Source organism: Achromobacter sp. LC458 (genome assembly GCF_001005835.2).
GTDB classification, from domain to species: Bacteria; Pseudomonadota; Gammaproteobacteria; order Burkholderiales; family Burkholderiaceae_B; genus Achromobacter; species Achromobacter spanius_B.
On sequence record NZ_LBHW02000005.1, the window covers coordinates 107,211 to 129,738 of the forward strand.

Here is a 22,528-nt window from a genome sequence, read left to right on the forward strand (position 1 = left end):
CGCCATGCCGCACGCGCTTTTACGTATTCATCAGCCGGAATTCTGGCAGCGGCTGCCTTCCCCGTGGGACTGCGACATCGAAGAAACCCTGCTGTGCTGCCAGGTGCGGCAAGAGACCGCCGACGTCAAGAGCTTCTATTTCCGCTCGCGCGCGGGCCATGCGTTTCAGTTTTCGCCGGGGCAGTTTTTGACGTTTGAGCTGGATATCGACGGCGAACGCCTGAACCGTTGCTACACGATATCGTCGCCGCCGACGCGGCCGCATACCCTGTCCATCACCGTCAAGCGCGTGCCGGGCGGCAAGGCGTCGAACTGGCTGCATGACTGCCTGGAGGTGGGCGACCCGTTGCGCGTGCTGGGTCCGGCGGGCGTGTTTTCGTCCGCCTTGCATCCGGCCGAGCGATATCTGTTCCTGTCGGCCGGGTCGGGCATTACGCCGTTGATGTCCATGGCGCGCACCCATCGCGACCTTTGCGACGACCGCGACACGGTATTCGTGCATAGCGCCCGCACGCCCGACGACATCATCTTCGGCCGCGAAATTGCGCTGTTTGCCGCCAGCCAGCGCCACTTTCGCGCGCACTTCATCTGCGAAAGCCTGGGCGAGCACACCGGATGGCACGGCTTGACCGGCCGCTTGAGCCTGCCTTTGCTGGAATTGATTGCGCCTGATTTCCGGCAGCGCGAGATCTTCGTCTGCGGCCCCGCGCCGTATATGCAGGCGGTAAGCCAGATGCTGCGCACGGTGGGCTTCGACATGGCGCGTCATCACGAAGAGAGCTTCTCGTTTGAAACGCTGTCTGATGCGGCGACGGCGCGCAACGAGGCGTCGCCGCCGAACCCGCCCAGGGCCGCCGATGCCGCCACAGATACCGCCACGGACACCGCCACCTATAGCATCCGCTTCCAGCAAAGCGACCGCACCATTGCCTGCGCGGCCGACCAGCCGTTGCTGGAGGCCGCGCGCGCTGCCGGATTGCGGATGGCGGCTTCCTGCACCCAGGGCTTGTGCGGCACGTGCAAGGTGCGGCTGCTGGAAGGCAACGTCAACATGCAGCACCAAGGCGGCATCCGGCAACGCGAAATCGATCAGGGCATGGTGTTGCTATGCTGCAGCCGGCCGTTAAGCAATTTGCTCATCGACAAATGAAGAGGGGGCCAATACCCATGCCTATGCACGCAGCGTCCGCGCGCATTGCCGACCCGTCCTGGCCGGTGCTCGAGGCGCCCGCCGTCGAGCCCGGCCAGGTGCATTTCGGCTTTTTGCTGTTGCCCAATTTTTCGATGATCGCGTTTTCGGGCGCGGTGGAAGTCCTGCGCATGGCCAACTACGTCAGCCGCCGCGAACTCTACCGCTGGTCGGTCATGACGCTGGATGGCGCGGCAGTGCAAGCCAGCAATCGGCTGCCGATCCGGCCCTTGCCCTCAAGGGGGCTGGTGGACGACTGGGATGCGCTGATCGTCTGCGGCGGCCTCCAGGTGCAGGACCAGGTGACTGAACCCGTCATCAAAGTGCTTCACAGCGCCGCCCGCCAAGGCGTGGCGCTGGGCGGCATCTGCACCGGCAGCTACGCGCTGGTCAAGGCCGGCCTGATGACCGGGTATCGCTGCGCCATGCACTGGGAAAACCTGTATGCCGTGCGCGAGGAGTTTCCCGCTGTCGAGCTGACCGAAGAACTCTTCGTCATCGACCGCGACCGCATGACCAGTTCCGGCGGCACCGCGCCGATCGACCTGATGCTGGGCATCACCGCCGAACGCTTCGGACCCGAGCTGGCGCAGGGCGTGTCCGAACAGTTCATGCTGGAACGGATCCGCCTGCCGTCGGAACGGCAGCACATTCCGATGGTGGCCCGCGTGGGATTCAACCGCCAGGAACTGCTGAACGTCGCGCAGCTGATGGAGGAGCATATCGAAGACCCGCTGTCGTTCAGGCAGATCGCCGTCCAGATCGGGCTGTCGCAACGCCAGCTGCAACGCATGTTCAAGTACTACCTGGGCATGTCGCCCATGCGCTATTACCTGTGGTTGCGCTTGCTGCGCGCGCGCGAACTGCTGCTTCAGACCCACATGACCATCATGGGCGTGACCGTGGCCTGCGGGTTTCAGTCGCCTTGCCATTTCAGCAAGGCGTACCGCGCCCGCTTCGGGCGTTCGCCCAGCAGCGAGCGCAGGCAGGCGCTGGATTAGCCCGGGCTCAGGCGGACAGCATCGCGTGCGGGTCGATCACGAATTTCTTCGGGGCGCCCGCGTCAAACGCCGCATAGCCGTCCGGCGCGGCGTCCAGCGTGATGACCTGCACGCCCACGACTTCCGCGATGTTGATGCGGTCCCACAAGATGGCCTGCATCAGCGCGCGGTTGTATTTCAGCACCGGTGTTTGGCCCGTGTGAAAGCTGTGCGCCTTGGCCCAGCCCAGGCCGAAGCGCACTGACAGGCTGCCGCGGCGCGCGGCGGGATCGTTCGCGCCGGGGTCGTCGGTAACGTACAGCCCGGGAATGCCAATGCGGCCCGCCACCCGGGTCACGTCCATCAGCGCGTTCAACACGGCGGCCGGCGCTTCCGCCTGCGACCCGGTCGAGCCATGCCCGCGCGCTTCAAAGCCGACGGCGTCGATGGCGCAATCCACTTCCGGGGTGCCCAGCAGCGTGGCGATCTGCACGCCCAGCGGCGCGTCCAACGACAGGTCCGCCGTTTCGAAGCCGACCTTGCGTGCGTGTTGCAGCCGCTGGCGATTCATGTCGCCCACGATGACCACCGCCGCGCCCAGTAGCCGCGCGGACGCGGCGGCGGCCATGCCGACCGGGCCGGCGCCGGCCACGTATACCGTGCTGCCCGGGCCTACGCCCGCGCTGACGGCACCGTGGAAACCGGTGGGCAGGATGTCCGACAGGCAGGTCAGGTCGCGGATCTTGGCCATGGCCTGATCGCGGTCCGGAAACCGCAGCAGGTTGAAATCGGCATACGGCACCATGACGAATTCGGCCTGTCCGCCGATCCAGTCGCCCATGTCCACATACCCATAGGCGCCGCCCGCGCGCGCCGGGTTGACGGTCAGGCAAACGCCGGTGTCCTGTTCCTTGCACGTGCGGCAGCGTCCGCACGCCACGTTGAAGGGAACCGACACCAGGTCGCCCACCGCCAGCGTTTCCACGTCGCGGCCCACTTCAATGACCTCTCCGGTGATCTCGTGGCCCAGCACCAGGCCCGTTTGCGCGGTCGTGCGGCCGCGCACCATGTGCTGGTCCGAGCCGCAGATGTTGGTGGAGACCACCCTCAGGATGACGCCGTGTTCGATCTTGCGTCCCCGCGGGTCCTCCAGTTTGGGAAAGCTGATCGACTGCACTTGGACCCGCCCGTCGCCCACGTACACCACGCCTCTGTTCGCTGCCATGACTGCGTCTCCCTGCCGGCCGGGCCGGATCAATGCGGGCCGGTGCCCGCTACCGCCAGATTTTGGCAAGCCGCAATGCCGTCAACCTTGACGCGCGCGACATGAAGCAGCCGGTATGCGCCAGCGGGCGCCTGGGCGGCGGGCTTGTCGGGATCAGGCAAGTTCATGGCCGACGCGGCACGTCACGGCCGGCGCCTTCAGAGAAGAATGGATCACCGTCTAGGAGCCACGATGAGCCGCTATTCCCTGTTCAGCCTGATCCGCAATGGCTTTTCAAACCACGAACGCTGGCCGCGCGCCTGGCGCAGCCCGGACCCCCGGCCCGCCTACGACATCGTGGTGGTCGGCGGCGGGGGCCATGGGCTGGCCACGGCGTACTACCTGGCCAAGGAGCACGGGCTTAAGAACATCGCCGTGCTTGAAAAGGGCTGGGTGGGCGGCGGCAATACCGCGCGCAACACCACGATCGTGCGATCCAACTACCTGTGGGATGAATCGTCCCAGCTGTATGAAAAATCGATGCAGCTGTGGGAAGGGCTGTCGCAGGAGCTCAACTACAACGTCATGTTCAGCCAGCGCGGCGTGATGAACCTGGCGCACACGCTGCAAGACGTGCGCGATACGCAGCGGCGTATCACTGCCAACCGCTACAACGGCATCGACGGAGAATGGCTGACCCCCGCGCAGGTCAAGGAAATCGTTCCCGCCATCAACCTGGACTGCCGCTACCCCGTGCTGGGCGCGTCGTTCCAGCGGCGCGGCGGCGTGGCGCGGCACGACGCGGTGGCGTGGGGGTACGCGCGCGCGGCGGACCGGCTGGGCGTGGACATCATTGAAAACTGCGCGGTCACGGGGATACGTCGCGAAGACGGTCAGGTGCGCGGCGTGGAGACGGCGCGCGGCTTCATCCAGGCGGGCAAGGTTGCCGTCGTGGCCGCGGGCCATTCCAGCGTGATCGCCGACATGGCGGGCCTGCGGCTGCCCTTGGAAAGCCATCCGCTGCAAGCGCTGGTGTCCGAGCCGCTCAAGCCCGTGCTGGACACCGTCGTGATGTCCAACGCGGTGCACGCGTATATCAGCCAGTCGGACAAGGGCGATCTCGTGATCGGCGCGGGCATCGACCAGTACGTGGGCTATGGGCAGCGCGGCAGCTTCCACCTGATCGAAAGCACCTTGCAGGCGATTGTCGAGATGTTCCCGGCATTCAGCCGCGTGCGCATGAACCGCCAGTGGGGCGGCATCGTGGACGTGTCGCCCGACGCCTGCCCCATCATTTCAACGACGCCCATCAAGGGGCTGTACTTCAACTGCGGCTGGGGCACGGGCGGCTTCAAGGCCACACCGGGGTCGGGATGGGTCTTTGCCTACACGGTGGCCAACAACGCGCCGCATCGGCTGAACGCCCCGTTTTCGCTGGACCGCTTCCATACCGGCCACTTGATCGACGAACACGGCGCGGCCGCCGTCGCGCACTGATTGCGGAGCTTACCCATGCTGATGCTGACTTGTCCCTACTGCGGCCCGCGTGCCGAAACGGAATTCACCTGCGGCGGCGAGGCCGACATCGTTCGGCCGCTGGATTGCGATGCCCTGACCGACGCGCAATGGGCCGACTACGCATTCATGCGGCGCAACGAACGCGGCCGTGCGCGCGAGCAATGGCAGCACGCCCACGGTTGCCGCCGCTGGTTCCTGGCGGAACGCGATACGGTCAGCCATGAATTTCATGGCTTCCACACTTTCGAGCACGCGGCCGGAGAACGCAAATGAGGCAACCCCATCGGCTCGCGCACGGCGGACGCCTCGACACGGCGACGTCCATCGAATTCACCTTCAATGGCCGCACCCTTTACGGCTGCCAGGGCGACACGCTGGCGTCCGCGCTGCTGGCCAACGGCGAGCATTTCGTGGGGCGCAGCTTCAAGTACCACCGCCCGCGCGGCGTCATGACGGCGGGCGTCGAAGAGCCCAATGCCCTGGTGCAGCTGGAAGACGGCGGGCATACCGTGCCCAACCCGGCCGCCACGACAATTGAACTGTATGAAGGCCTGCGCGCCACCAGCGTCAACGCCGCGCCCGACCTTGAGCGCGACCGCATGGCCATCCTGCAACGGGTGGGGCGCTTTATTCCTGCGGGCTTCTACTACAAGACGTTCATGTGGCCCAGGCGCTGGTGGCCTCGCTACGAACGCCTTATCCGCCAGGCGGGCGGGCTGGGGCGTGCACCGGCGCAGCCCGACCCGGACCACTACGACAAGCGCTACGCCCATTGCGATGTCCTGGTGGTGGGAGGCGGGCCTGCCGGCCTGGCCGCGGCGATGGCGGCGGGCATGGCGGGCGCGCGCGTGATCCTCGTCGACAACCAGTCCGAACTGGGCGGCGGCCTGCTGTCCAGTCCCGCGCTGATCAATGGCGCGGCCAACAACGACTGGATCCGTCAGACGCATGCCGCGCTGCAAGGCATGAGCGATGTGCGCATCTTGTCGCGCAGCACGGCGTTCGGCTATCACGACCAGAACCTGGTGACGGTGTGCGAGCAGCTTACCGACCATCTCCCCGTCACGGGGCGTCGCGGGGTGCGTCAACGGCTATGGAAGGTTCGCGCCAAGCAAGTCGTGCTGGCTACCGGCGCGCACGAACGGCCGTTGCTGTTCGGCAATAACGACTTGCCCGGCATCATGCTGGCATCGGCGGTGTCGACCTATGTGCGGCGCTACGCCGTGCTGCCCGGGCGGCGCGTGGTGCTCTACACCAACAACGACGGCGCGTATCGTACGGCGCTGGACTTGCGCGAGCAGGGCGCCAACGTGACCGTGGTGGACCCCCGGCCGCCGGGGCGAGGGGCCTTGCCCGACGCCGTGCGCAGCGCCGGCATCGAGGTGCGCAATGAATCAGTGGTGTTGCAGGCGCGCGGCGGGCGGCACGTGAAGGGCGTGGTCCTGGCCTCTTACGTGGGCGGGCAAGCCGGGCCGGCCACTGCCCGGCTGGCTTGCGATCTGGTCGCCGTGTCCGGCGGCTGGAACCCGGCGTTGCACCTGCATGCACAGTCGGGCGGGCAGACGCGCTGGGACGATGCCCATGCCTGCTTTGTGCCGATGGGTTCGCAACAGGCGCAGGCCAGCGCCGGCGCGGCCAACGGAGAGTTCTCGCTGGCACTGGCGCTGGAAGGCGGGGCGAAGGCGGGCAGCCGGGCAGCGATGCTGGCGGGCCTGAACCCGGCGGGCGCGCTGGCCTGGCGCACCGCCGACATCGCGCAAGATCCGTTGATGCCGCTGTGGCAGGTGGCCGGTCGTGTGCGTCCCAGCCGGGGCGCCAAGCAATTCGTGGACTACCAGAATGATGTCACGGTGGCCGACATCCACCTGGCCGTGCGCGAAGGCTATCACTCGGTCGAGCACGTGAAGCGCTATACCGCCATGGGCTTTGGCACCGACCAGGGCAAGCTGGGCAACATCAACGGCGCGGCCGTCCTGGCCGACGCGCTGGGCAAGACCATTGCGCAAACCGGCACCACCACCTATCGGCCAAACTACACGCCCGTGGCGTTCGGCGCGCTGGCCGGGCGCGAGCTGGGCGATTTCTTCGACCCCATCCGCAAGACCAGCGTGCACGAATGGCACGTGTCGCGGGGAGCGGTTTTTGAAGACGTCGGCAACTGGAAGCGCCCCTGGTACTTTCCGTTGCCCGGCGAGAGCATGCAGGCCGCGGTGGCGCGCGAATGCCTGGCCGTGCGCAACGGCGTTGGCATGCTGGATGCGTCCACGCTGGGCAAGATCGACATCCAGGGTCCGGATGCGGCAACGTTGCTGAACTGGGTCTACACCAACCTGTGGAGCAAGCTTGAAGTGGGCAAGGGCCGTTATGGCCTGATGCTGGACGAGAACGGCATGGTGTTCGACGACGGTGTCACGATGCGCCTGGGCGAGCAACACTATCTGATGAGCACCACCACCGGCGGCGCCGCCCGCGTGCTGGCATGGATGGAACGGTGGCTGCAAACCGAATGGCCGCATCTGGATGTGCACCTGACCACCGTCACGGACCATTTCGCCACCTTCGCCGTGGCGGGGCCGCTGGCGCGCAGGGTCTTGCAGAGCGTCTGCCCCGACATCGACTTTTCAAACGCGGCATTCCCGTTCATGAGTTTTCGTGACGGCTCGGTTGCGGGCGCCGGTTGGTCCAGCCCCGCGCGCATCATGCGCATCAGCTTTTCGGGCGAACTGTCGTACGAAGTCAACGTGCCGGCAAACCTGGGGCAGCGCGTCTGGAATGCGTTGATGGAGGCCGGCCACGAGCACGGCATCACGCCCTACGGCACCGAAACCATGCACGTGTTGCGCGCCGAAAAGGGCTACATCATCGTGGGCCAGGACACGGACGGCTCCATGACGCCGCAGGACCTGGGCATGGGCGGCATGGTTGCCAAGTCTAAGGACTGCCTGGGCAAGCGTTCGCTTTCACGCGCCCACACGGCAAGCGCGCAGCGCAAGCAATTCGTCGGCTTGCTGGCGAGCGATCCGGCGGTTGTGCTGCCCGAGGGCAGCCAGATCATGCACCGTGCAAGCCGTGCGCCCATCGTGCCCATGATCGGCCACGTCACGTCCAGCTACATGAGCCCCACGTTGAACCGGTCGATTGCGCTGGGGTGGGTGCAGGACGGGCAAGAACGAATGGGGCAGCTGGTGGAAGTGGCGCTGCCCACGGGCGGCTTCATGCCGGCCACCATACACAGCACGGTTTTCTACGATCCCGAAGGAGGGCGCCAGCATGTGGACTGAAACCTATCAGGAGTCGCCCTTGAAGGGCCTCAAACCCGTGCAGGCACCCGCGCAAACGAGCGACACCAAGCGCTTGCGCATCGTCGAAAGGCCATTTCTGGATCTGGCCGTGCTGCGCGGCAATGCACGGTCGCCCGGCTTTACCGACGCGCTTGAACGTGCCCTGGGAGCCGCGCCGCCGCTGGCGCCCAACACGGTCGTCCAAGGTCGTCTGCATCTGGTGGCCTGGATGGGGCCGGATGAATGGTGGGTGCAGTCGCTGGCGCCGGCGCGGCCAGCGCTTGAAGGCGCGCTGCGTCCGGCATTGGCCGGGCTATCGGCAACGGTGGTGGATGTCAGCAGCGGCTATACGGTGCTGCAATTGCTGGGCGACTCCGCGCGCGACGTGCTGGAAAAAGGTTGCCCCCTGGATTTGCATCCGCGCGTCTTCGGCCCGGGGCAATGCGCGCAAAGCCACTATTTCAAGGCGGGTGTGATGGTGCGCGCGCTGGAGGCGCGCGGCGTGGAAGTGGTAGTGCGCCGCAGCTTCGCGGACTATGCCGGCCGCATGCTGCTGGACGCGGCGCGCGAATTCATGTCGCCCAACCAGCGTATCGAGCGCGCATGAAAAAAGGGCCCAGGGGCCCTTTTTTTCAACTACCAGGGCCCGAAGGCCCTTTTTTGATTTGCAGCAGGCAAAAACCCAATGCTGCCAATCTGAATGTGGAGCGGGAAACGAGTCATGCACTAGAGCGCTAAGTCTCTGTTTCCCAATCACTTTCTTCACTGTGGTGATCAGTGAAGAACTCAATTATAGCCTTGTTTTTCGCCCTCGGCAACAAAGTTCATCCAACCACTTCCACCAGCGTCCAAGGATGATCCATCCACCCGTCGTTACGCCTGATGCGTCCAGCTGCTGAGCGGGTTCGCTATCGAACTCCAACTTGCGACGATCATGACTTGCGCTCGCTCCGCAGGCAGCGCGGGGTGGTGTCGCGTGGACTGCCTGGCACCTGGACGGCTGTAGGACACGACCGCCGGCATCGGAACACCGCAAGTACTCATCTTTACATCGCTGCGGCTAACTTCGCCGGAGCGCAACGCGGCGCCAGTGTAGTGGCAGCCAGCCTCAACGAAGGCGTGCAGCAATCCGGTTCATCTGCTCGATCTCCGCGCGCTGGCCATCGGAAATCGCTTGGCATAGGTTGACGAGTTCCGGATCTGAGAGCTGCGCCTCGCGGCACATGAGGATCGCTCCCGAATGGTGCGGGACCATAGACGCGATGAACTGTCGATCGCCGATTCCGGTTTGAGCACGGGTAGCGGCAAAAGAACCGAGTGTGAGAACGGCAAACAAGCCGTACAGCACGAGATTGAGCCGCCGGTTTGGAAACATGCCGGGCATTGTCGCTAGCATGAAGATACCCATTGGCGCCCACATAGTGACCGCCATGTAGAGCATGTTGAGATTGTTTCTGAAGTCCCTGGCGCCGTCGATCATGCTGAACATTACGAAGTACATGACGACGAGGCCCAACACCATGTTCACCCAGAACTTGGCGTATGGTCGGCCGTGCTTACCCATCTGACCGGATGTGTGATGTTGATGTTCATGGGAATGTTCAGCCATCTCCGTCTCCTATGTGCTGGGGCAACTTGGCAGGGTCACTGGTACTGCGGCAGATACTTTGTCGATATATCAGCATGTGGAGCGATGCATCACTAACCGCTGATTTCCAGTCCCCAACTGGACGTTGGGGGCGTCGAACGCTTCAACTCGCGGGTCTTGAACCGTCTGGATATCAGACTATACCAAATCGGTCTTGATGGGCTTTGCGCCACCTATGACGCTGGTACCGTGAGCGCCAATATCGAGCTTGCGTCCTCATCGCTCGATGGGCCGGCAACTGATCGATTCTTGCATATCAAGCAAGACAAGGCCACCTGCGGCGGACGCCAATGGCCTCCTCAGCCTTCGCTTATGGCATCGCCTCAAGCGTCCGTCGCAGGCCATAACGACACAACAGCCCTTGGGCAAGAAAGGAGCCGGTGATGTAGCGCACCCGAAAGGAGACGAAGACATGCACAAGGACATTTCAACATCAAAGGTGTTCTATCGTCCCATCGAGGCGGCCATCCGATGGGCTGGGTTGCTGCGGTATCTCCCGATGATCCTGGCCACGATCGCGTCACCGCGTGTCCTGCCTCGGTCGCTAAACTGCCCTCGATGGAATGAGTGCCGGCTGCACTCGGAACGTATCTATGACGGCATCCTCAACGGAGAGCTGCCCTACGGCAAGAACGGGATCACGCTCAATGATCCGAAGCTGCTCAATTCTCTGGATCTGACTGTTCGCCATGTCGATCTAAAACGCTGGATGCGCACCCACTATCCCGAGCACAGGCCAGGATTTCTGTTCAGCCGTGGCGAACGCATGGCGCATCCTTTCATCACCATGGAAACAGGACAGGCGATCCTCGTGGAGCGGCTGGCCCTTCAGGCCGCGCTTGAACAAGCCCGACGTGAGATGCGAGAACTGCAGGAGCAGCACGACACGCTACTCAAGCAATCCTCGGTGCTGTTGGCATCCAAGCAATGCGAGATCAGCGAACGGGCGGAAACGACCTATCTCAACATCATTGGAGGGATGTTGACGCTGATGCTGAGCCAGTCGCCTTCAGGCGTGCCCTATTCCAGCTTCAAAACGCAGGAGGCCCTTGTCTCTGCATTGGTCGCCCACTACGGCGGCACCATGGGCATCACTGAGCGCACCTTAAACGGAAAGTTCGCCAACGCTAAGAGGTACGTCCGTAGCGCAAGCGCATGAGGTTATCCAGCTTGTATGTGCAATCGCGGAGATTGCATTTGCAATGTCTTTCCGCAGCCAGGTCTATTGAATAGAGGTCACGCCAACAAACGCCACCGAGCGTTCAGGAGTGACCGCCATGTCGCAGACCCCTGTACTCCCGCCGAACGAGCGCCGCATCCTGCGGCTCGATGAAGTCGAAGCGAAGTCCGGCTTCAAACGCGCCCACATCTACAACCTGATGAAGAAGCGCCAGTTCCCTCAGGCGCTGCGCCTGGGCGTGCGCGCTGTCGGCTGGGATTCGATCGAAATCGACCAGTGGATCGCCGAGCGCCTCAACCACCGGACCTGACCCGCCCTCCCGCGGACTTCCCATTCCCAGCCGGAGAGCGCCATGCAGGTCGTGTCCATCATTTCAACGAAGGGCGGCGTCGGCAAGACCACGACGGCCGCCAACCTGGGCGGGCTCGCCGCGGACGCGGGCCTGCGCGTGCTGCTGCTCGATCTCGACGTGCAGCCCACCTTGTCCTCCTACTACGAACTGACCCAGCGCGCGCCGGGCGGCATCTATGAGCTGTTGGCCTTCAACGAGCGCGACCTTGGCCAGCTCGTGTCCCGCACGATCATCGCGGGCCTGGACCTGGTGCTGTCCAACGACCACCGGGGCGAGCTGAACACGTTGTTGCTGCATGCGCCGGATGGCCGCCTGCGGTTGCGGCATCTGCTGCCAGCACTTGCTCCCCTCTACGACCTGGTGCTGATCGACACCCAGGGCGCGCGTTCCGTGCTGCTGGAGATGGCGGTGCTCGCCTCCGATCTCGCGCTGTCGCCCGTCACGCCGGAAATCCTCGCGGCACGCGAGCTGCGGCGCGGCACCATGCAGTTGCTCGAAGACATTGCGCCGTACCGGCACCTGGGTATCGAACCGCCGCCGCTGCACTTGCTCATCAACCGCGTCCACCCGGTGTCCGCCAACGCACGGCTGATCCAGCAGGCCCTGCGCGACCTGTTCCAGGACAGCGCCGGCATCCGCGTGCTCGCCACCGACGTGCCGGCCATAGAAGCGTATCCACGCGCCGCAACGCGCGGCCTGCCAGTGCATCGGGTCGAGCACCGCCAGCCGCCCGGCAGAGTCGCCCCTGCCGCGCTCGACACGATGCGCGCGCTCGCCAGCGAGTTGTTCCCGCAATGGCAGGACCGACTGGCTCAAGTATCCGGCCGCCCGCAGCGACCTCTTGATCCTGGGAGGCCCCATGGCGAACGCACATGAGCTGGCCCGCGGCCACAAGCGGCTGCGCGCCCTGATCGAGTTCGCGGTCGGTGAGGGTTGGCACGTCAAGCGCACGCCGGGCGGGCACCTCAAGTTCACCAAGGCCGGCTGCGCGGCGATCTACACGAGTTCGACAGCGAGTGACCACCGGGCCGAATTGAACGCCCGTGCGCAGATCCGCCGCGCCGAGCGAGAGGCCCGCATGGCGCCGGCCGGCGGTCGTGGGGACTGCGAGGGGTGCGGCCATGGCTGACATGACCTCGCAGGACATGGCCGGCAAGCTGCTCGCGGCCGGCTTCGAGCGCAGCGGCCCAGCGGCTACGGCCTTGAGCGACCCGATCGCGGACACGCCCATGGTCGTGACGCTGGACCAGTTGCGGCCCTACGACCATGACCCGCGCATGAAGCGCAACCCGGCTTACGAGGAAATCAAGGCGTCCATCCGCGAGCGCGGCCTGGACGCGGCGCCGGCCATCACGCGCCGGCCCGGCGAGGACCACTACATCATCCGCAACGGCGGCAACACGCGACTGGCGATCCTGCGCGAACTCTGGTCGGAGACCAAGGAAGAACGCTTCTTCCGCATATCGTGCCTGTTCCGGCCATGGCCCCAGCGCGGTGAAATCGTCGCGCTAACCGGGCATCTTGCGGAGAACGAACTGCGCGGCGGCCTCACATTCATCGAGCGCGCGCTCGGCGTCGAGAAGGCACGAGAGTTCTACGAGCAGGAGAGCAGCGCCGCCCTGAGCCAGTCGGAACTGGCCCGTCGCCTGGCGGCCGATGGCTTCCCCGTCCAGCGGTCACACATCACCCGCATGGCCGACGCGGTGCGCTACCTGCTGCCCGCCATTCCCACTGTGCTCTATGGCGGCCTGGGGCGCCACCAGGTCGAGCGGCTGTCGGTCATGCGCACGGCCTGCAAACGCACCTGGGAGCACTATGCCAAGGACCGCACGCTGCCGCTGGAATTTGACAGCTTCTTTCAGGAGGTGCTGGCGCAGTTCGACACGCAGGGCGACGAGTTCGCGCCGCAGCGCGTGCAGGACGAGCTGATCGGCCAGATGTCCGAGCTGCTGGGCGTCGGCTACGACGTGTTGGCGCTGGACCTGACCGAATCGGAAAGCCGCCACCGGGCGCTGGTCAGCGACCCGACGCCACCTGCGGCGCCGCCGGCGTTGCCTTCGCCCACCGCCAGCACGCCGACTCCCCCGGGCGCAGCATCGTCCATCGCCACGCCTGCAGCGGCGGCCGGTCCTCCACCCGCCAGCCCAGCGGTGTCCGAGCCCACCTTGCGCCACGACGACACGGCGGCTGGCGAAGCGGCCACGGGAAGCCCGGCGGCTGCACCGAGCGATCTGCTTCGCGAGCACATCGTCTCGCCGGCACCGACGACCGAACGGCTGCAGTCGATCCAGCGCATGGTCGCCGACCAGTTGGGCGATGCGCTGCCGCCCGACTTCTCGGCGAGCGTGCTGCAGTCCATCCCGGTGCAAGCCGGCGGACTCTATCCGATCTCCGACGTCTGGTACATCGACGCCGGCCTGGACACGCCCGATCGGCTGCGCATCCACATCGCGCAGTTCGCGCGCGAGATCGCCGGGGAGGCAGGCCTGGACGAGTGCATCGAGGATCGCGCCGATGGCATCGGGTTTGCGTGCCGCGCCCGCGGCCAAGCCCCGTCGCCGCTCGGCCGCGCGGTGCTGACGCTGCTCGCTTCCCTGACGGGTCAGCCCGTCGCCGAAGCGGGCCTGGACGGCGCGCAGCTCGCCGCCGACCTGCCGACCCTGTTGCACGGCCAGAGCCAAGGCCATGGCAGCGGCGCAAGGCGCTTGAGCGACACGGCGTTGGTCAAGCTCTTTCGGCTGCTGCGCCTCGCCCGGCGTCTGCTGGACCTGGAAGCCGGCACCACGGCGCCCGGGACGTGAGCGAGGGAGGCCGCATGTCCACATCGCATCCGCTCAACCAGGCCGTGATTGCCCAGGCGCTGTATGACCTTCGCAACGGCCAACTGCGCCGCTGCAAGGCCATGGGCTTCGGCGAGGCCGAGCTGGATGCGCTCAAGCACCCCGCGCTGATCAGCGTGCTGGCCAACGCCAGCGTCTCGTGGTGCTCGGTCACGGTCAACCGCGAAGTGCTGCAGCGCCTGCTCAACCAGGCACAGGACGTGGAGAAGGAAATCGCCACGGTCGATCGCATGCTGCGGCTGGGGGCCAGCACGGAGATGGTCAGCCGCTTCTATGGCCTGACCCATCAGGAAGTCGCCCTGCGGCGGGAGATCCTCGGCCTGCCCAAGCGCAAGGGGCGCCACCCCGTCCTGGACGAGACCCAGGACACCGAACTGTGGCGGCAATGGAAAGCCGTGACCAGCAGCAGGAACGTCGATCTGGAGGACGAGACCTCGATTCTCGATGCGGCCATGGACCTGGCCGAGGGCATGTCGCTGCCGCTCTCGGTGGTCTGGGCCGCGATCAGGAACTGGGTCGATCAGGGATTGGGCTAGGCCATGGCCGTGGACGACACCGCCCCACGAGCCCAGCGCCCTGGCCCCATCGCACTCGCCGACCTGTTCGACGCTGCGCTGAAGGACCTCGCGCCCAAGTCCAGCTCTGGCGCTCCCGCGTCCCTGCCTGCTCCAACGCCCACGCCTCCTACGTCCGGCGACGCCTTCCTGTTCAGTGGCAATCGGCACGAGAGCGTGCCGCGGCGGCTGTTCCTCGACCGCCGCCTGACACCGCTGGAGCGCAACGCCTGGCAGGTGTTCCGATTGATGCTCAACGACGATGGCGTCACGGCATTTCCCACCTATGAGCAGTTGCGCCCCTGGCTGGCGTCGATGCCCTGCGCAGGCCAGGCCTCCCATGAGACCGTGGCGCGGGCGCTGACGCTGCTGCGCCTGACGCGCTGGCTGAGCCTCGTGCGACGACGGCGCGACCCCAAGACCGGTCGCATCCTCGGCAACCTCTACGTCCTGCACGACGAACCGCTGACGCCGTTCGAGGCGATGCAACTCGACGCCGACTACCTGGCCCTGGTCAGCCAGTCGCTGGGGCATTCGGCCAAGGCCGTCCAGGTGGTGGGACTCAACACCCTCCAGGAGATCGCGGACGACCCGATGCTGTCCGGACGCACCTTGCCGTCGCGGCTGCAAGTGCTCGCCGAGCGCCTGGCCGACCAGGGCATCACCGCCTCCGAAAGTTATCCACAGGAGGATGCGGTCCACGATTCCGAAGAAGGGCCCGCGAGCCTTCTTCGGAATGGCGATCGCCCATCTTCGGAATCCGAAGCAGGGCCGAAACCCGCGCCAGACGGCGCTCTTCGGAATTCGAAGCAGGACCGTACAGTACGTAGTAGTCGTATTGATGAAGTACGTACTACCGCGCAGGCGCGTGCGCTGGGCGACCTGCAATGGCCCAAGCGCTTCGCGGAACTGAAGGCGGAACAGCAGGCCGGAGCCAAGATGGCGTTGCAGCAGGTGGACGCTGCCCTGCGGCAGGCCGTGCTGGACGAATGGGCCGCACGGTGCGGCAAGCATGGCATCCGCAACCCCGCCGGTTATCTGTTCGGCATCATCCAGCGCGCCATGCGCGGCGAGTTCAATGCCTGGGCCAAGCAGACCGGCCCGGCACCGCCAACACCATCGGCGGCGCGAGCGCCACCAACCGAGCCGCCGCGCAACGTCGTGCCGCCCGAGGTGGCCCGGCAGCACATCGAGCGCCTGCGCGATCTGCTGCGCAAATCCTGAGCACAGGGCTTGTCAAAGCCGTGAAGTAGATCTCCATGGCGGTCGGCAGAAACGGTCCCCTGGGGACGGCTGTGCGGTGAAGCGCCGGGCGACGGCGCGACATGCTGCGCAAAACCTGAGTAGAGCGCATGCAAGACCATGAAGCAGACCTCCATGGCGCTCAACGGAACGGTCCCCTGGGGACGGCTGCGCGGCGAAGGATCGTGTCGAACGGCAGCGCGACGTGCGGTGCAGCACGCATACCGTCAACAACCGAGGACGGGAACGCCGATGTGAGTGCCCATCTGCGGAGCGGTCCCCAGGGGACCGTTGCGCGCTGCGCCGCCAGCGCGCACAGAACCGGGGGTCGGCTCATTTCGGTTTGTTGACTGACTGCCTTCCGCTGCATGCGGATGCTGGCGGCTCCCTGTCCACCAGCGAGCGATCACCATGGCAACCAGCAACGAACCATTGCAACTCAACCTCGGCTCCCTGCGCAGCGCGATGTCGCTGACGCTGCACACCCACCACGCCTCGCGCATCTGGCATGGCCGCGCCGCCGCCGAGGGGCGACCGGGCATCGTCGGCCTGAACGGCTACATCGCCGTCATGAACAAGATGAAGCGCGGCTCGGAGCAGGACGACCCATACAGCGACTGGTGGATGCTTCGCATCGAAGACAAGCTCGACCAGACCAGGACCACGCTGCAGACGCTGCGCGACCAGGTGGACCAGGCCCTGGCCGGCGTGCCCGCCGCGTTGACCCTGGGCGAGAACCTCAACGTGCAGCCCGTCAAGCTTCCGCTGTTCGTCAATGCGCAGTTGGGCTTTGCCGCCGTCTATCTCCTGGCCGATTACGACGACATCGCCCGCAAGCTCATCCTCGCCCATCACACCGCGCTGATCGATCGCTCGACGTTGGAGCGCTGGCTCAACGAAGGTGCCCACGCGCTGCGCAGCCTGTTCAGCCTGGCCCAGCAATACCGCTACTCGGGCTGCACCCGCGACGACTTCGCGGCGAAGAACGCCGCAGCGCGGGCGGCGCTGGAGAAGTTCGGTGAACTGCCGCAGGAGGTGCTCGAAGGCACGCGCCGCTCGAAGTTTGCGCCGCCCGTCGTGCGCCGTGGTCTGCAACAGCGCGGTGAGAGTTCTGCCGCAGCCGCCCCTCCCAGCGACGAAGGCACTGCCGCCGATCCGGCCGAGGCCAAGTCCACAGCCGCCGGCGAGGACGAACCGGCATGAGCGACCCGAACCGCGAACCGCGCTATTTCCGTCGTCTGGAACAGCCAGCCTTCATGAGGCTGGAACACGCGGCCTCTCTAAAAGGCCTTTTAAAGCCTTTTAAAGGTAAAGGGGACTTCGAGGCCTGGGCCAGCCAGTGCTTCGCCATGCGCGACGAGTTGATTGCTCTGGCGCAGCGACAGGTGCTGCCACAGGCGTGCGGGCATCCCTTCCACCTGCTTCCCGTCGAGCTGGCCCAGCAGACCACTGGCGCAGGCACGACCTTTCTACGCTGGCGCAAGCACGACCGATCGGCCATGGGCGTGGCCCTGTGGCAGGAGCTAATCGCCACGACCAGCACGCCGGTCAACCTGCTGCAGGACCTGCACGCGATCGAACTGCAGCGCATCACGCTGAACATGCAGATCAGCCTGCTGCACACCCTGGGCAGGCAGGCGCAGGAATGCGCCAGCAAGGCCGCCAAGGCGGACGACGCCTACCTGCGTCGGCTCGCGTCCGTTCCTGCCGCAGTGCGCGATCGGTGATTGCATCAGGCATCCGAGCACGCACCCGTGCCCAACGAGGCACGGGTATTTCAACCACCACGGAGATTGCACCATGAGCACACAATTCATCGGCGAGGGCAACATCGGCTCGCCTCCCGAGTACCGCGAATTCCCCAACGGCAACGACGATCCTCGCCGGTTGCTCCGGCTGAACGTGTACTTTGACAACCCCGTCCCCACCAAAGGCGGCGAGTTCGAGGACCGCGGCGGCTTCTGGGCGCCGGTGGAACTCTGGCACCACGACGCCGACCGCTGGCAGCAGCTCTACCAGAAGGGCATGCGCGTGCTGGTCGTCGGCCGCATGGAGCGCGACCCCTGGACGGACAACGAAGATCAGCCCCGCGAGACCTGGCAGGTCAACGCGCGCAGTGTCGGCATCCTGCCGTACCGCATCGAGTCTGTAGTCCTCAGCCCGAAGCCACAGGAGGCAGAACCGAAGCCGCAGGCCAACCAGGAATCGACCGCGCCGAAAGAGACGAAGCGCCGGAAGTGACCCGACATGGAGGGCGGCTGCCGCAGTGCTTCGCCGCCCTCCATGCGCTGCGAGCTATCCCCAGGGGATAGCTCCACCAACGTCCACCGAGTTCCACGCGCTCCCGGAAATCGCGCCTCTCGGCCCGCACACTTCCGGCCACGCGCCTTCCTCCGCGCCCGCCATTTCATCGGCGTAAAAGCGGTCGCCACCGCATGCGGCTTGTTTGCTGCTGCCCTCAGTGGTGCTCGGCATCCTCGATCCCAGCAACTCCATGAACAACAGGAATCGGGATGGACGGACATGCGGCTGTTTCTTTGCGAGAAGCCCTCCCAGGGCAAAGACATCGGCCGGATTCTCGGCGCCACGCTACGCGGTGATGGCTGCCTCAACGGTTCCGGCGTCACGGTCACCTGGTGCATCGGCCATCTCGTAGAGGCGGCAGCACCGGAAGCCTACGACGAGCAGCTCAAGCGCTGGTCCATCGAGCAGTTGCCCATCATTCCCCAGCATTGGCGGGTCGAGATCAAACCGAAGACCGCCACGCAATTCAAGGTCGTCAAAGCGCTCCTGGCGAAGGCGACCCAGCTTGTCATCGCCACCGATGCCGACCGCGAGGGCGAGTTGATCGCTCGCGAAATCATCGACCTGTGCGGCTATCGCGGGCCTATCGAGCGGCTGTGGTTGTCAGCGCTTAACGATGCGTCGATCCGCGCCGCCCTCGGCAAGCTGCGGTCATCGGCCGAGACGCTTCCGATGTACCACTCGGCGCTGGCGCGCTCCCGTGCGGATTGGCTCGTGGGCATGAACCTGAGTCGGCTGTTCACGGTGCTAGGGCGACAGGCGGGTTACGACGGCGTGCTGTCGGTCGGCCGCGTACAGACCCCGACGCTCAAGCTCGTTGTAGACCGCGACCGCGAGATCGCGCGCTTCGTGTCCGTACCGTACTGGGCAATCGCCGTGTCCCTGTTCGCAGGCGGTTCGACTTTCGCCGCGCAATGGGTTCCACCCGATGCCTGCACCGACGACGCCGGCCGCTGCCTGCAGCAGCCGGTCGCACAGCAGGCCATGCAGCAGATCCGCGCTGCGGGAAGTGCCCACGTAGTGTCGGTGGAGACTGAGCGTGTCCGCGAAGGCCCGCCGCTGCCGTTCGACCTGGGCACCTTGCAGGAAGTGTGTTCCAAGCAGCTTGGGCTGGACGTGCAGGAAACCTTGGAGATCGCCCAAGCCCTGTACGAGACGCACAAGGCCACGACATACCCCCGCTCCGATTCTGGCTACCTGCCCGAGAGCATGTTTGCCGAAGTGCCCACCGTTCTCGACAGCCTGCTCAAGACCGATCCCTCGCTGCGCTCAATCATGGGCCAGCTCGACCGTTCGCAGCGCTCGCGCGCCTGGAACGATGGCAAGGTCACGGCCCACCACGGCATCATCCCGACACTCGAACCGGTGAACCTCTCCGCCATGAGCGAGAAGGAACTGGCCGTGTACAGGCTCATCCGGGCGCATTATCTGGCGCAGTTCCTCCTGCACCACGAGTTCGACCGCACCGTGGCCAAGCTCTCGTGCGGGGGACAGAACCTGGCGGCCACGGGCAAGCAGGTTGTCACCCCGGGCTGGCGCCAGGTGCTGGCCGAGCCGCAGTCCGAAGACGGCGATGGCGATGGCGATACTGCGGCCCGCGCCCAGGTGCTACCTGCGCTGCGCGGTGGCCTGGCATGTCAGGTGGCCGACGTCGATCTGAAAGCGCTCAAGACGCTGCCGCCCAAACCGTACACGCAAGGCGAGTTGGTCAAGTCCATGAAAGGCGTCGCCAAGCTGGTGTCCGATCCCCGCCTGAAGCAGAAGCTCAAGGATACGGTCGGCATCGGCACCGAAGCGACGCGGGCCAACATCATCGGCGGCCTGATCGCCCGCGGCTACCTCGTCAAGAAGGGGCGTGCCATCCGCGCCTCGGATGCGGCTTTCACTTTGATCGATGCCGTGCCTACGGCGATTGCCGACGCCGGCACCACTGCCGTCTGGGAACAAGCACTCGACATGATCGAAGCCGGTCAGCTCACGCTGGACGTGTTCATCGGCAAGCAGGCCGCGTGGATTTCGCAGTTGATTGCGCAGTACGGCAGCGCCTCCCTGTCCATCAAGGTTCCCCAAGGGCCGGCATGCCCGCAGTGCGGCGCACCCACGCGCCAGCGCAGCGGCAAGAGCGGCCCGTTCTGGTCGTGCAGCCGCTACCCGGACTGCAAAGGCACGCTGCCAGTCGAATCCGGCAGCTCCAAGCGCGGCGCCTCGCGCCCGCGCCGTAGCGGCCGCAAAGGCTCCTGACCGCCCCCGTTCCCCGTGAGCCGTGCCCGCCTTCGGCGGCGTGGCCCCTGTCCCGCACTCCGCCGCATGCCCTGCGGGACGCCCAGCGCGCAACGCCTTCTTGATCCGTGTGCGCGTCCCGCCCAGCCGTCCCCGGCCGCGGGACCTGAAGGTAGCTTCTCTGCGAGCCGCACCACGCGCGTTCTGTTGATCTGCGTTTCTTCCGCCCTCTGCGAAGGGTCTCCCGGTGGCTTGCCAGGCTGCACGAGCCACCGGGAGACCCTTCGTGGTCAGCGGTAATCGGTGCCGGTGCCCGCCGGTGCAAAAACGGGCTCCCTTTGTGCGCGGATGTGCGCCAGACGATGCCGGCCCCAGCCACGACATGGGCCGGGTGTGATTGCTTGATGAGCAGACGGTTCTAGCGACGACCGGGCCTGCCAATCAGCCCACGGGTGGTTCCTCTTTTCTCCCGAGCCGAAGGCCGTTGGGCCTTCGGCGCCATTCTCCTGCCCATCAACGTCCCGGCCCGGCCATTGGCCTGGGCCACACGAACAGGAGAGACGACATGCACCCTCAACCTTGCGCACCGCTGCTGTACGGCAGACGGAGGTCGAGAACGGCATGCCCGCCTATCGCGCGGCCATCGCCAATGGTACGCTCGGCTGCAGCCGAGGCCGTAGCCCAAAGGCTGGACTACCTCTTTTGCAGAGGTAAACCTCGGGATGAACTGGGCGAAAACATGCCTTATGTGCCCGCCTTACGGCGAGCTGTTTCCGATGCTTCGCGCAGGATTTCCCGCCCCCCATTCGCTGCGATTGCGGCCACGATGACGCCCAGCACCAGATCCGGGATGTTCGACCCGAACCCCATCACCAGCACCCCGGACAGCACAATCGCACCATTGACGATGGAGTCGTTGCTGGTAAAGATCGCTGACGCCTTGAAGTTCACATCTTCCCCGCGATGGCGGCGCAGTAGTCTGAGGCACACTAGGTTCAAAGCCGCGTTCAGCGCGGCCATGGCCATCATGGCTGGGCCGACAGGCTCTTCCCCTCCAGCGAAGCGGCGTAGGACTTCCAACAGCAGCAGCGCGGCCAGGCCGATTAGCAAGAAACCCGACAAGCGGGCCGCGCCCACCTTGACCGTTGCCGCACGACCGACGGCATACAGGCTAACCGCATAGACCGACGCATCGGCGAGGTTGTCCAACCCGGCGCCCATCAGCGCCGTAGAGCCAGCCCAGATGCCAAGGGCAATGCCGGCGGCGGACTGCGTCAGGTTGATCAGCAACACAGTCAGAAGAATCTTTCGGTCCTTCGCATCGCTCGCATCTAGGCGGCCCAACTCGTCGTTTTCGTGATTTCTGTGGTTTTCAGCCATGCATTGTTCCTTCCAAATCGATGGATGCTGAAGCCTGTAGCGGCTGGAGAGTCAAGGCGCAGATGCAACGAACTTGCCACAGGGTCTTCCCGGACGCCCTTGACTCTACCGTAGCTAGAAGGTTTTCCAATCCAGTCAGAGCTTTAGGACAGAACAGATGAGCACCAATGCGCCCCCTTCATTGCGACTGTCATCCGGTATGGCTGCTATCCACTGATCCGTGGCGCCACTGCGGTTGTGCTCTTCGGCGAGCTCGCGACCGGCCGGCCGTCTTTTCCGACGGAGCTACTCACAGTGATCGTCGCGCTCGCTTGTGCCGCCTTGCTAGAGGGCGGGCGGCCTTTCCACTCCCCGTTGAGCCAGTAGCGGCGTTCCAAGCTGTGGTTGGCCGTCGGCGCATGGCTCGGCTTCTTGGTCGTGCATCTGGCCTTCCAGCACTCCAATCTGGGATACCGGGTCGGGCCGTTGGGATTGTTGATCGGGGTGGCTGAAGCCCATCGCTGGCATCACAAGCGTGAGCACGAAGACGCCCAAGTCAACTACGGCGATTTCTGGATGCCCGGGGGCCACTTGTTCAGCGCTTTCCGGTCGCAAAAGCACACGCTGGGCGCCAAAGAGTGACACTCAAGAAAGATG

At 65.4% G+C, this 22,528-nt stretch carries 22 protein-coding genes; 18 read left to right on the top strand and 4 right to left on the bottom strand.

All coding sequences use genetic code 11. From position 1 onward, the window contains the following. The first annotated feature begins 4 nt into the window (after positions 1-4). Positions 5-1,150, top strand: coding sequence for a hybrid-cluster NAD(P)-dependent oxidoreductase (locus tag YH64_RS06195; RefSeq protein WP_046803453.1), 1,146 nt, complete (start codon positions 5-7; stop codon positions 1,148-1,150). Positions 1,151-1,167: 17 nt separating this feature from the next. After that, positions 1,168-2,190: a GlxA family transcriptional regulator gene (locus YH64_RS06200; RefSeq protein ID WP_082134371.1), complete on the top strand. Its 1,023-nt coding sequence runs from the start codon at positions 1,168-1,170 to the stop codon at positions 2,188-2,190. A gap of 7 nt (positions 2,191-2,197) precedes the next feature. Here the strand turns inward: YH64_RS06200 and fdhA are convergent, their stop codons facing one another. Beyond that, a complete protein-coding gene (gene fdhA, locus YH64_RS06205) occupies positions 2,198-3,394 on the bottom strand; it encodes a formaldehyde dehydrogenase, glutathione-independent (protein WP_046803452.1) in 1,197 nt (398 codons plus the stop codon). Between the two features lie 29 nt (positions 3,395-3,423). After that, positions 3,424-3,561, bottom strand: coding sequence for a hypothetical protein (locus YH64_RS30080; RefSeq protein WP_185975337.1), 138 nt, complete (start codon positions 3,559-3,561; stop codon positions 3,424-3,426). 64 nt (positions 3,562-3,625) lie between these two features. On the opposite strand from YH64_RS30080, the gene YH64_RS06210 reads away from it, so the two are divergent. From YH64_RS06210 to YH64_RS06225, 4 genes are read left to right on the top strand one after another with little or no spacing between them, the layout of a single operon-like run. Then, positions 3,626-4,870: a sarcosine oxidase subunit beta family protein gene (locus YH64_RS06210; protein ID WP_046803451.1), complete on the top strand. Its 1,245-nt coding sequence runs from the start codon at positions 3,626-3,628 to the stop codon at positions 4,868-4,870. A 15-nt stretch (positions 4,871-4,885) separates the two neighbouring features. After that, complete coding sequence (locus YH64_RS06215) at positions 4,886-5,164, top strand: sarcosine oxidase subunit delta (protein ID WP_046803450.1); 279 nt, start codon at positions 4,886-4,888, stop codon at positions 5,162-5,164. Continuing rightward, complete coding sequence (locus YH64_RS06220) at positions 5,161-8,172, top strand: sarcosine oxidase subunit alpha family protein (protein ID WP_046803449.1); 3,012 nt, start codon at positions 5,161-5,163, stop codon at positions 8,170-8,172. The genes YH64_RS06215 and YH64_RS06220 overlap by 4 nt, the downstream gene beginning before the upstream one ends. After that, the gene (locus YH64_RS06225; RefSeq protein WP_046803448.1) at positions 8,162-8,779 is read left to right on the top strand and encodes a sarcosine oxidase subunit gamma; all 618 of its coding nucleotides are present in this window, start codon (positions 8,162-8,164) and stop codon (positions 8,777-8,779) included. The genes YH64_RS06220 and YH64_RS06225 overlap by 11 nt, the downstream gene beginning before the upstream one ends. 501 nt (positions 8,780-9,280) lie before the next feature. Here YH64_RS06225 and YH64_RS06230 read toward each other — a convergent pair. Next, the gene (locus tag YH64_RS06230) at positions 9,281-9,781 is read right to left on the bottom strand and encodes a DUF305 domain-containing protein (RefSeq protein WP_003098996.1); all 501 of its coding nucleotides are present in this window, start codon (positions 9,779-9,781) and stop codon (positions 9,281-9,283) included. Positions 9,782-10,232: 451 nt separating this feature from the next. Here YH64_RS06230 and YH64_RS06235 point away from each other — a divergent pair, with 451 nt between their 5' ends. The 11 genes from YH64_RS06235 (at position 10,233) to YH64_RS06285 (ending at position 20,533) form a co-directional block, all read left to right on the top strand. Further along, a complete protein-coding gene (locus YH64_RS06235; protein ID WP_003120040.1) occupies positions 10,233-10,979 on the top strand; it encodes a hypothetical protein in 747 nt (248 codons plus the stop codon). A gap of 118 nt (positions 10,980-11,097) precedes the next feature. Further along, positions 11,098-11,310: an AlpA family transcriptional regulator gene (locus YH64_RS06240; RefSeq protein WP_003090093.1), complete on the top strand. Its 213-nt coding sequence runs from the start codon at positions 11,098-11,100 to the stop codon at positions 11,308-11,310. A 42-nt stretch (positions 11,311-11,352) separates the two neighbouring features. Beyond that, a complete protein-coding gene (locus YH64_RS06245) occupies positions 11,353-12,228 on the top strand; it encodes a ParA family protein (protein WP_003090095.1) in 876 nt (291 codons plus the stop codon). Further along, positions 12,212-12,481: a hypothetical protein gene (locus tag YH64_RS06250; protein ID WP_003050422.1), complete on the top strand. Its 270-nt coding sequence runs from the start codon at positions 12,212-12,214 to the stop codon at positions 12,479-12,481. Before YH64_RS06245 ends, YH64_RS06250 begins: the two co-directional genes overlap by 17 nt. After that, entirely contained in the window at positions 12,474-14,153 is a 1,680-nt protein-coding gene (locus YH64_RS06255) for a ParB family protein (protein ID WP_042178612.1), read from the top strand. Before YH64_RS06250 ends, YH64_RS06255 begins: the two co-directional genes overlap by 8 nt. Positions 14,154-14,167: 14 nt before the next feature. Next, positions 14,168-14,728, top strand: a complete 561-nt coding sequence (locus YH64_RS06260) for a DUF2857 domain-containing protein (protein WP_003090097.1) — start codon at positions 14,168-14,170, stop codon at positions 14,726-14,728. Between the two features lie 3 nt (positions 14,729-14,731). After that, on the top strand, positions 14,732-15,970 hold the full coding sequence (locus tag YH64_RS06265) for an STY4528 family pathogenicity island replication protein (RefSeq protein ID WP_003116837.1): 1,239 nt from the start codon (positions 14,732-14,734) through the stop codon (positions 15,968-15,970). Between the two features lie 429 nt (positions 15,971-16,399). Beyond that, entirely contained in the window at positions 16,400-17,191 is a 792-nt protein-coding gene (locus YH64_RS06270; protein ID WP_046803447.1) for a PFL_4669 family integrating conjugative element protein, read from the top strand. Next, the gene (locus YH64_RS06275) at positions 17,188-17,715 is read left to right on the top strand and encodes a DUF3158 family protein (RefSeq protein WP_046803446.1); all 528 of its coding nucleotides are present in this window, start codon (positions 17,188-17,190) and stop codon (positions 17,713-17,715) included. Before YH64_RS06270 ends, YH64_RS06275 begins: the two co-directional genes overlap by 4 nt. A gap of 73 nt (positions 17,716-17,788) precedes the next feature. Then, positions 17,789-18,229, top strand: a complete 441-nt coding sequence (locus YH64_RS06280; RefSeq protein WP_046803445.1) for a single-stranded DNA-binding protein — start codon at positions 17,789-17,791, stop codon at positions 18,227-18,229. Positions 18,230-18,511: 282 nt separating this feature from the next. Beyond that, entirely contained in the window at positions 18,512-20,533 is a 2,022-nt protein-coding gene (locus tag YH64_RS06285) for a DNA topoisomerase III (protein ID WP_046803444.1), read from the top strand. Between the two features lie 723 nt (positions 20,534-21,256). Here YH64_RS06285 and YH64_RS06290 read toward each other — a convergent pair. Then, on the bottom strand, positions 21,257-21,892 hold the full coding sequence (locus tag YH64_RS06290) for a cation transporter (protein ID WP_003098972.1): 636 nt from the start codon (positions 21,890-21,892) through the stop codon (positions 21,257-21,259). 417 nt (positions 21,893-22,309) lie between these two features. On the opposite strand from YH64_RS06290, the gene YH64_RS30460 reads away from it, so the two are divergent. Then, positions 22,310-22,513, top strand: a complete 204-nt coding sequence (locus YH64_RS30460; RefSeq protein WP_023657334.1) for a hypothetical protein — start codon at positions 22,310-22,312, stop codon at positions 22,511-22,513. Positions 22,514-22,528 lie beyond the last annotated feature (15 nt).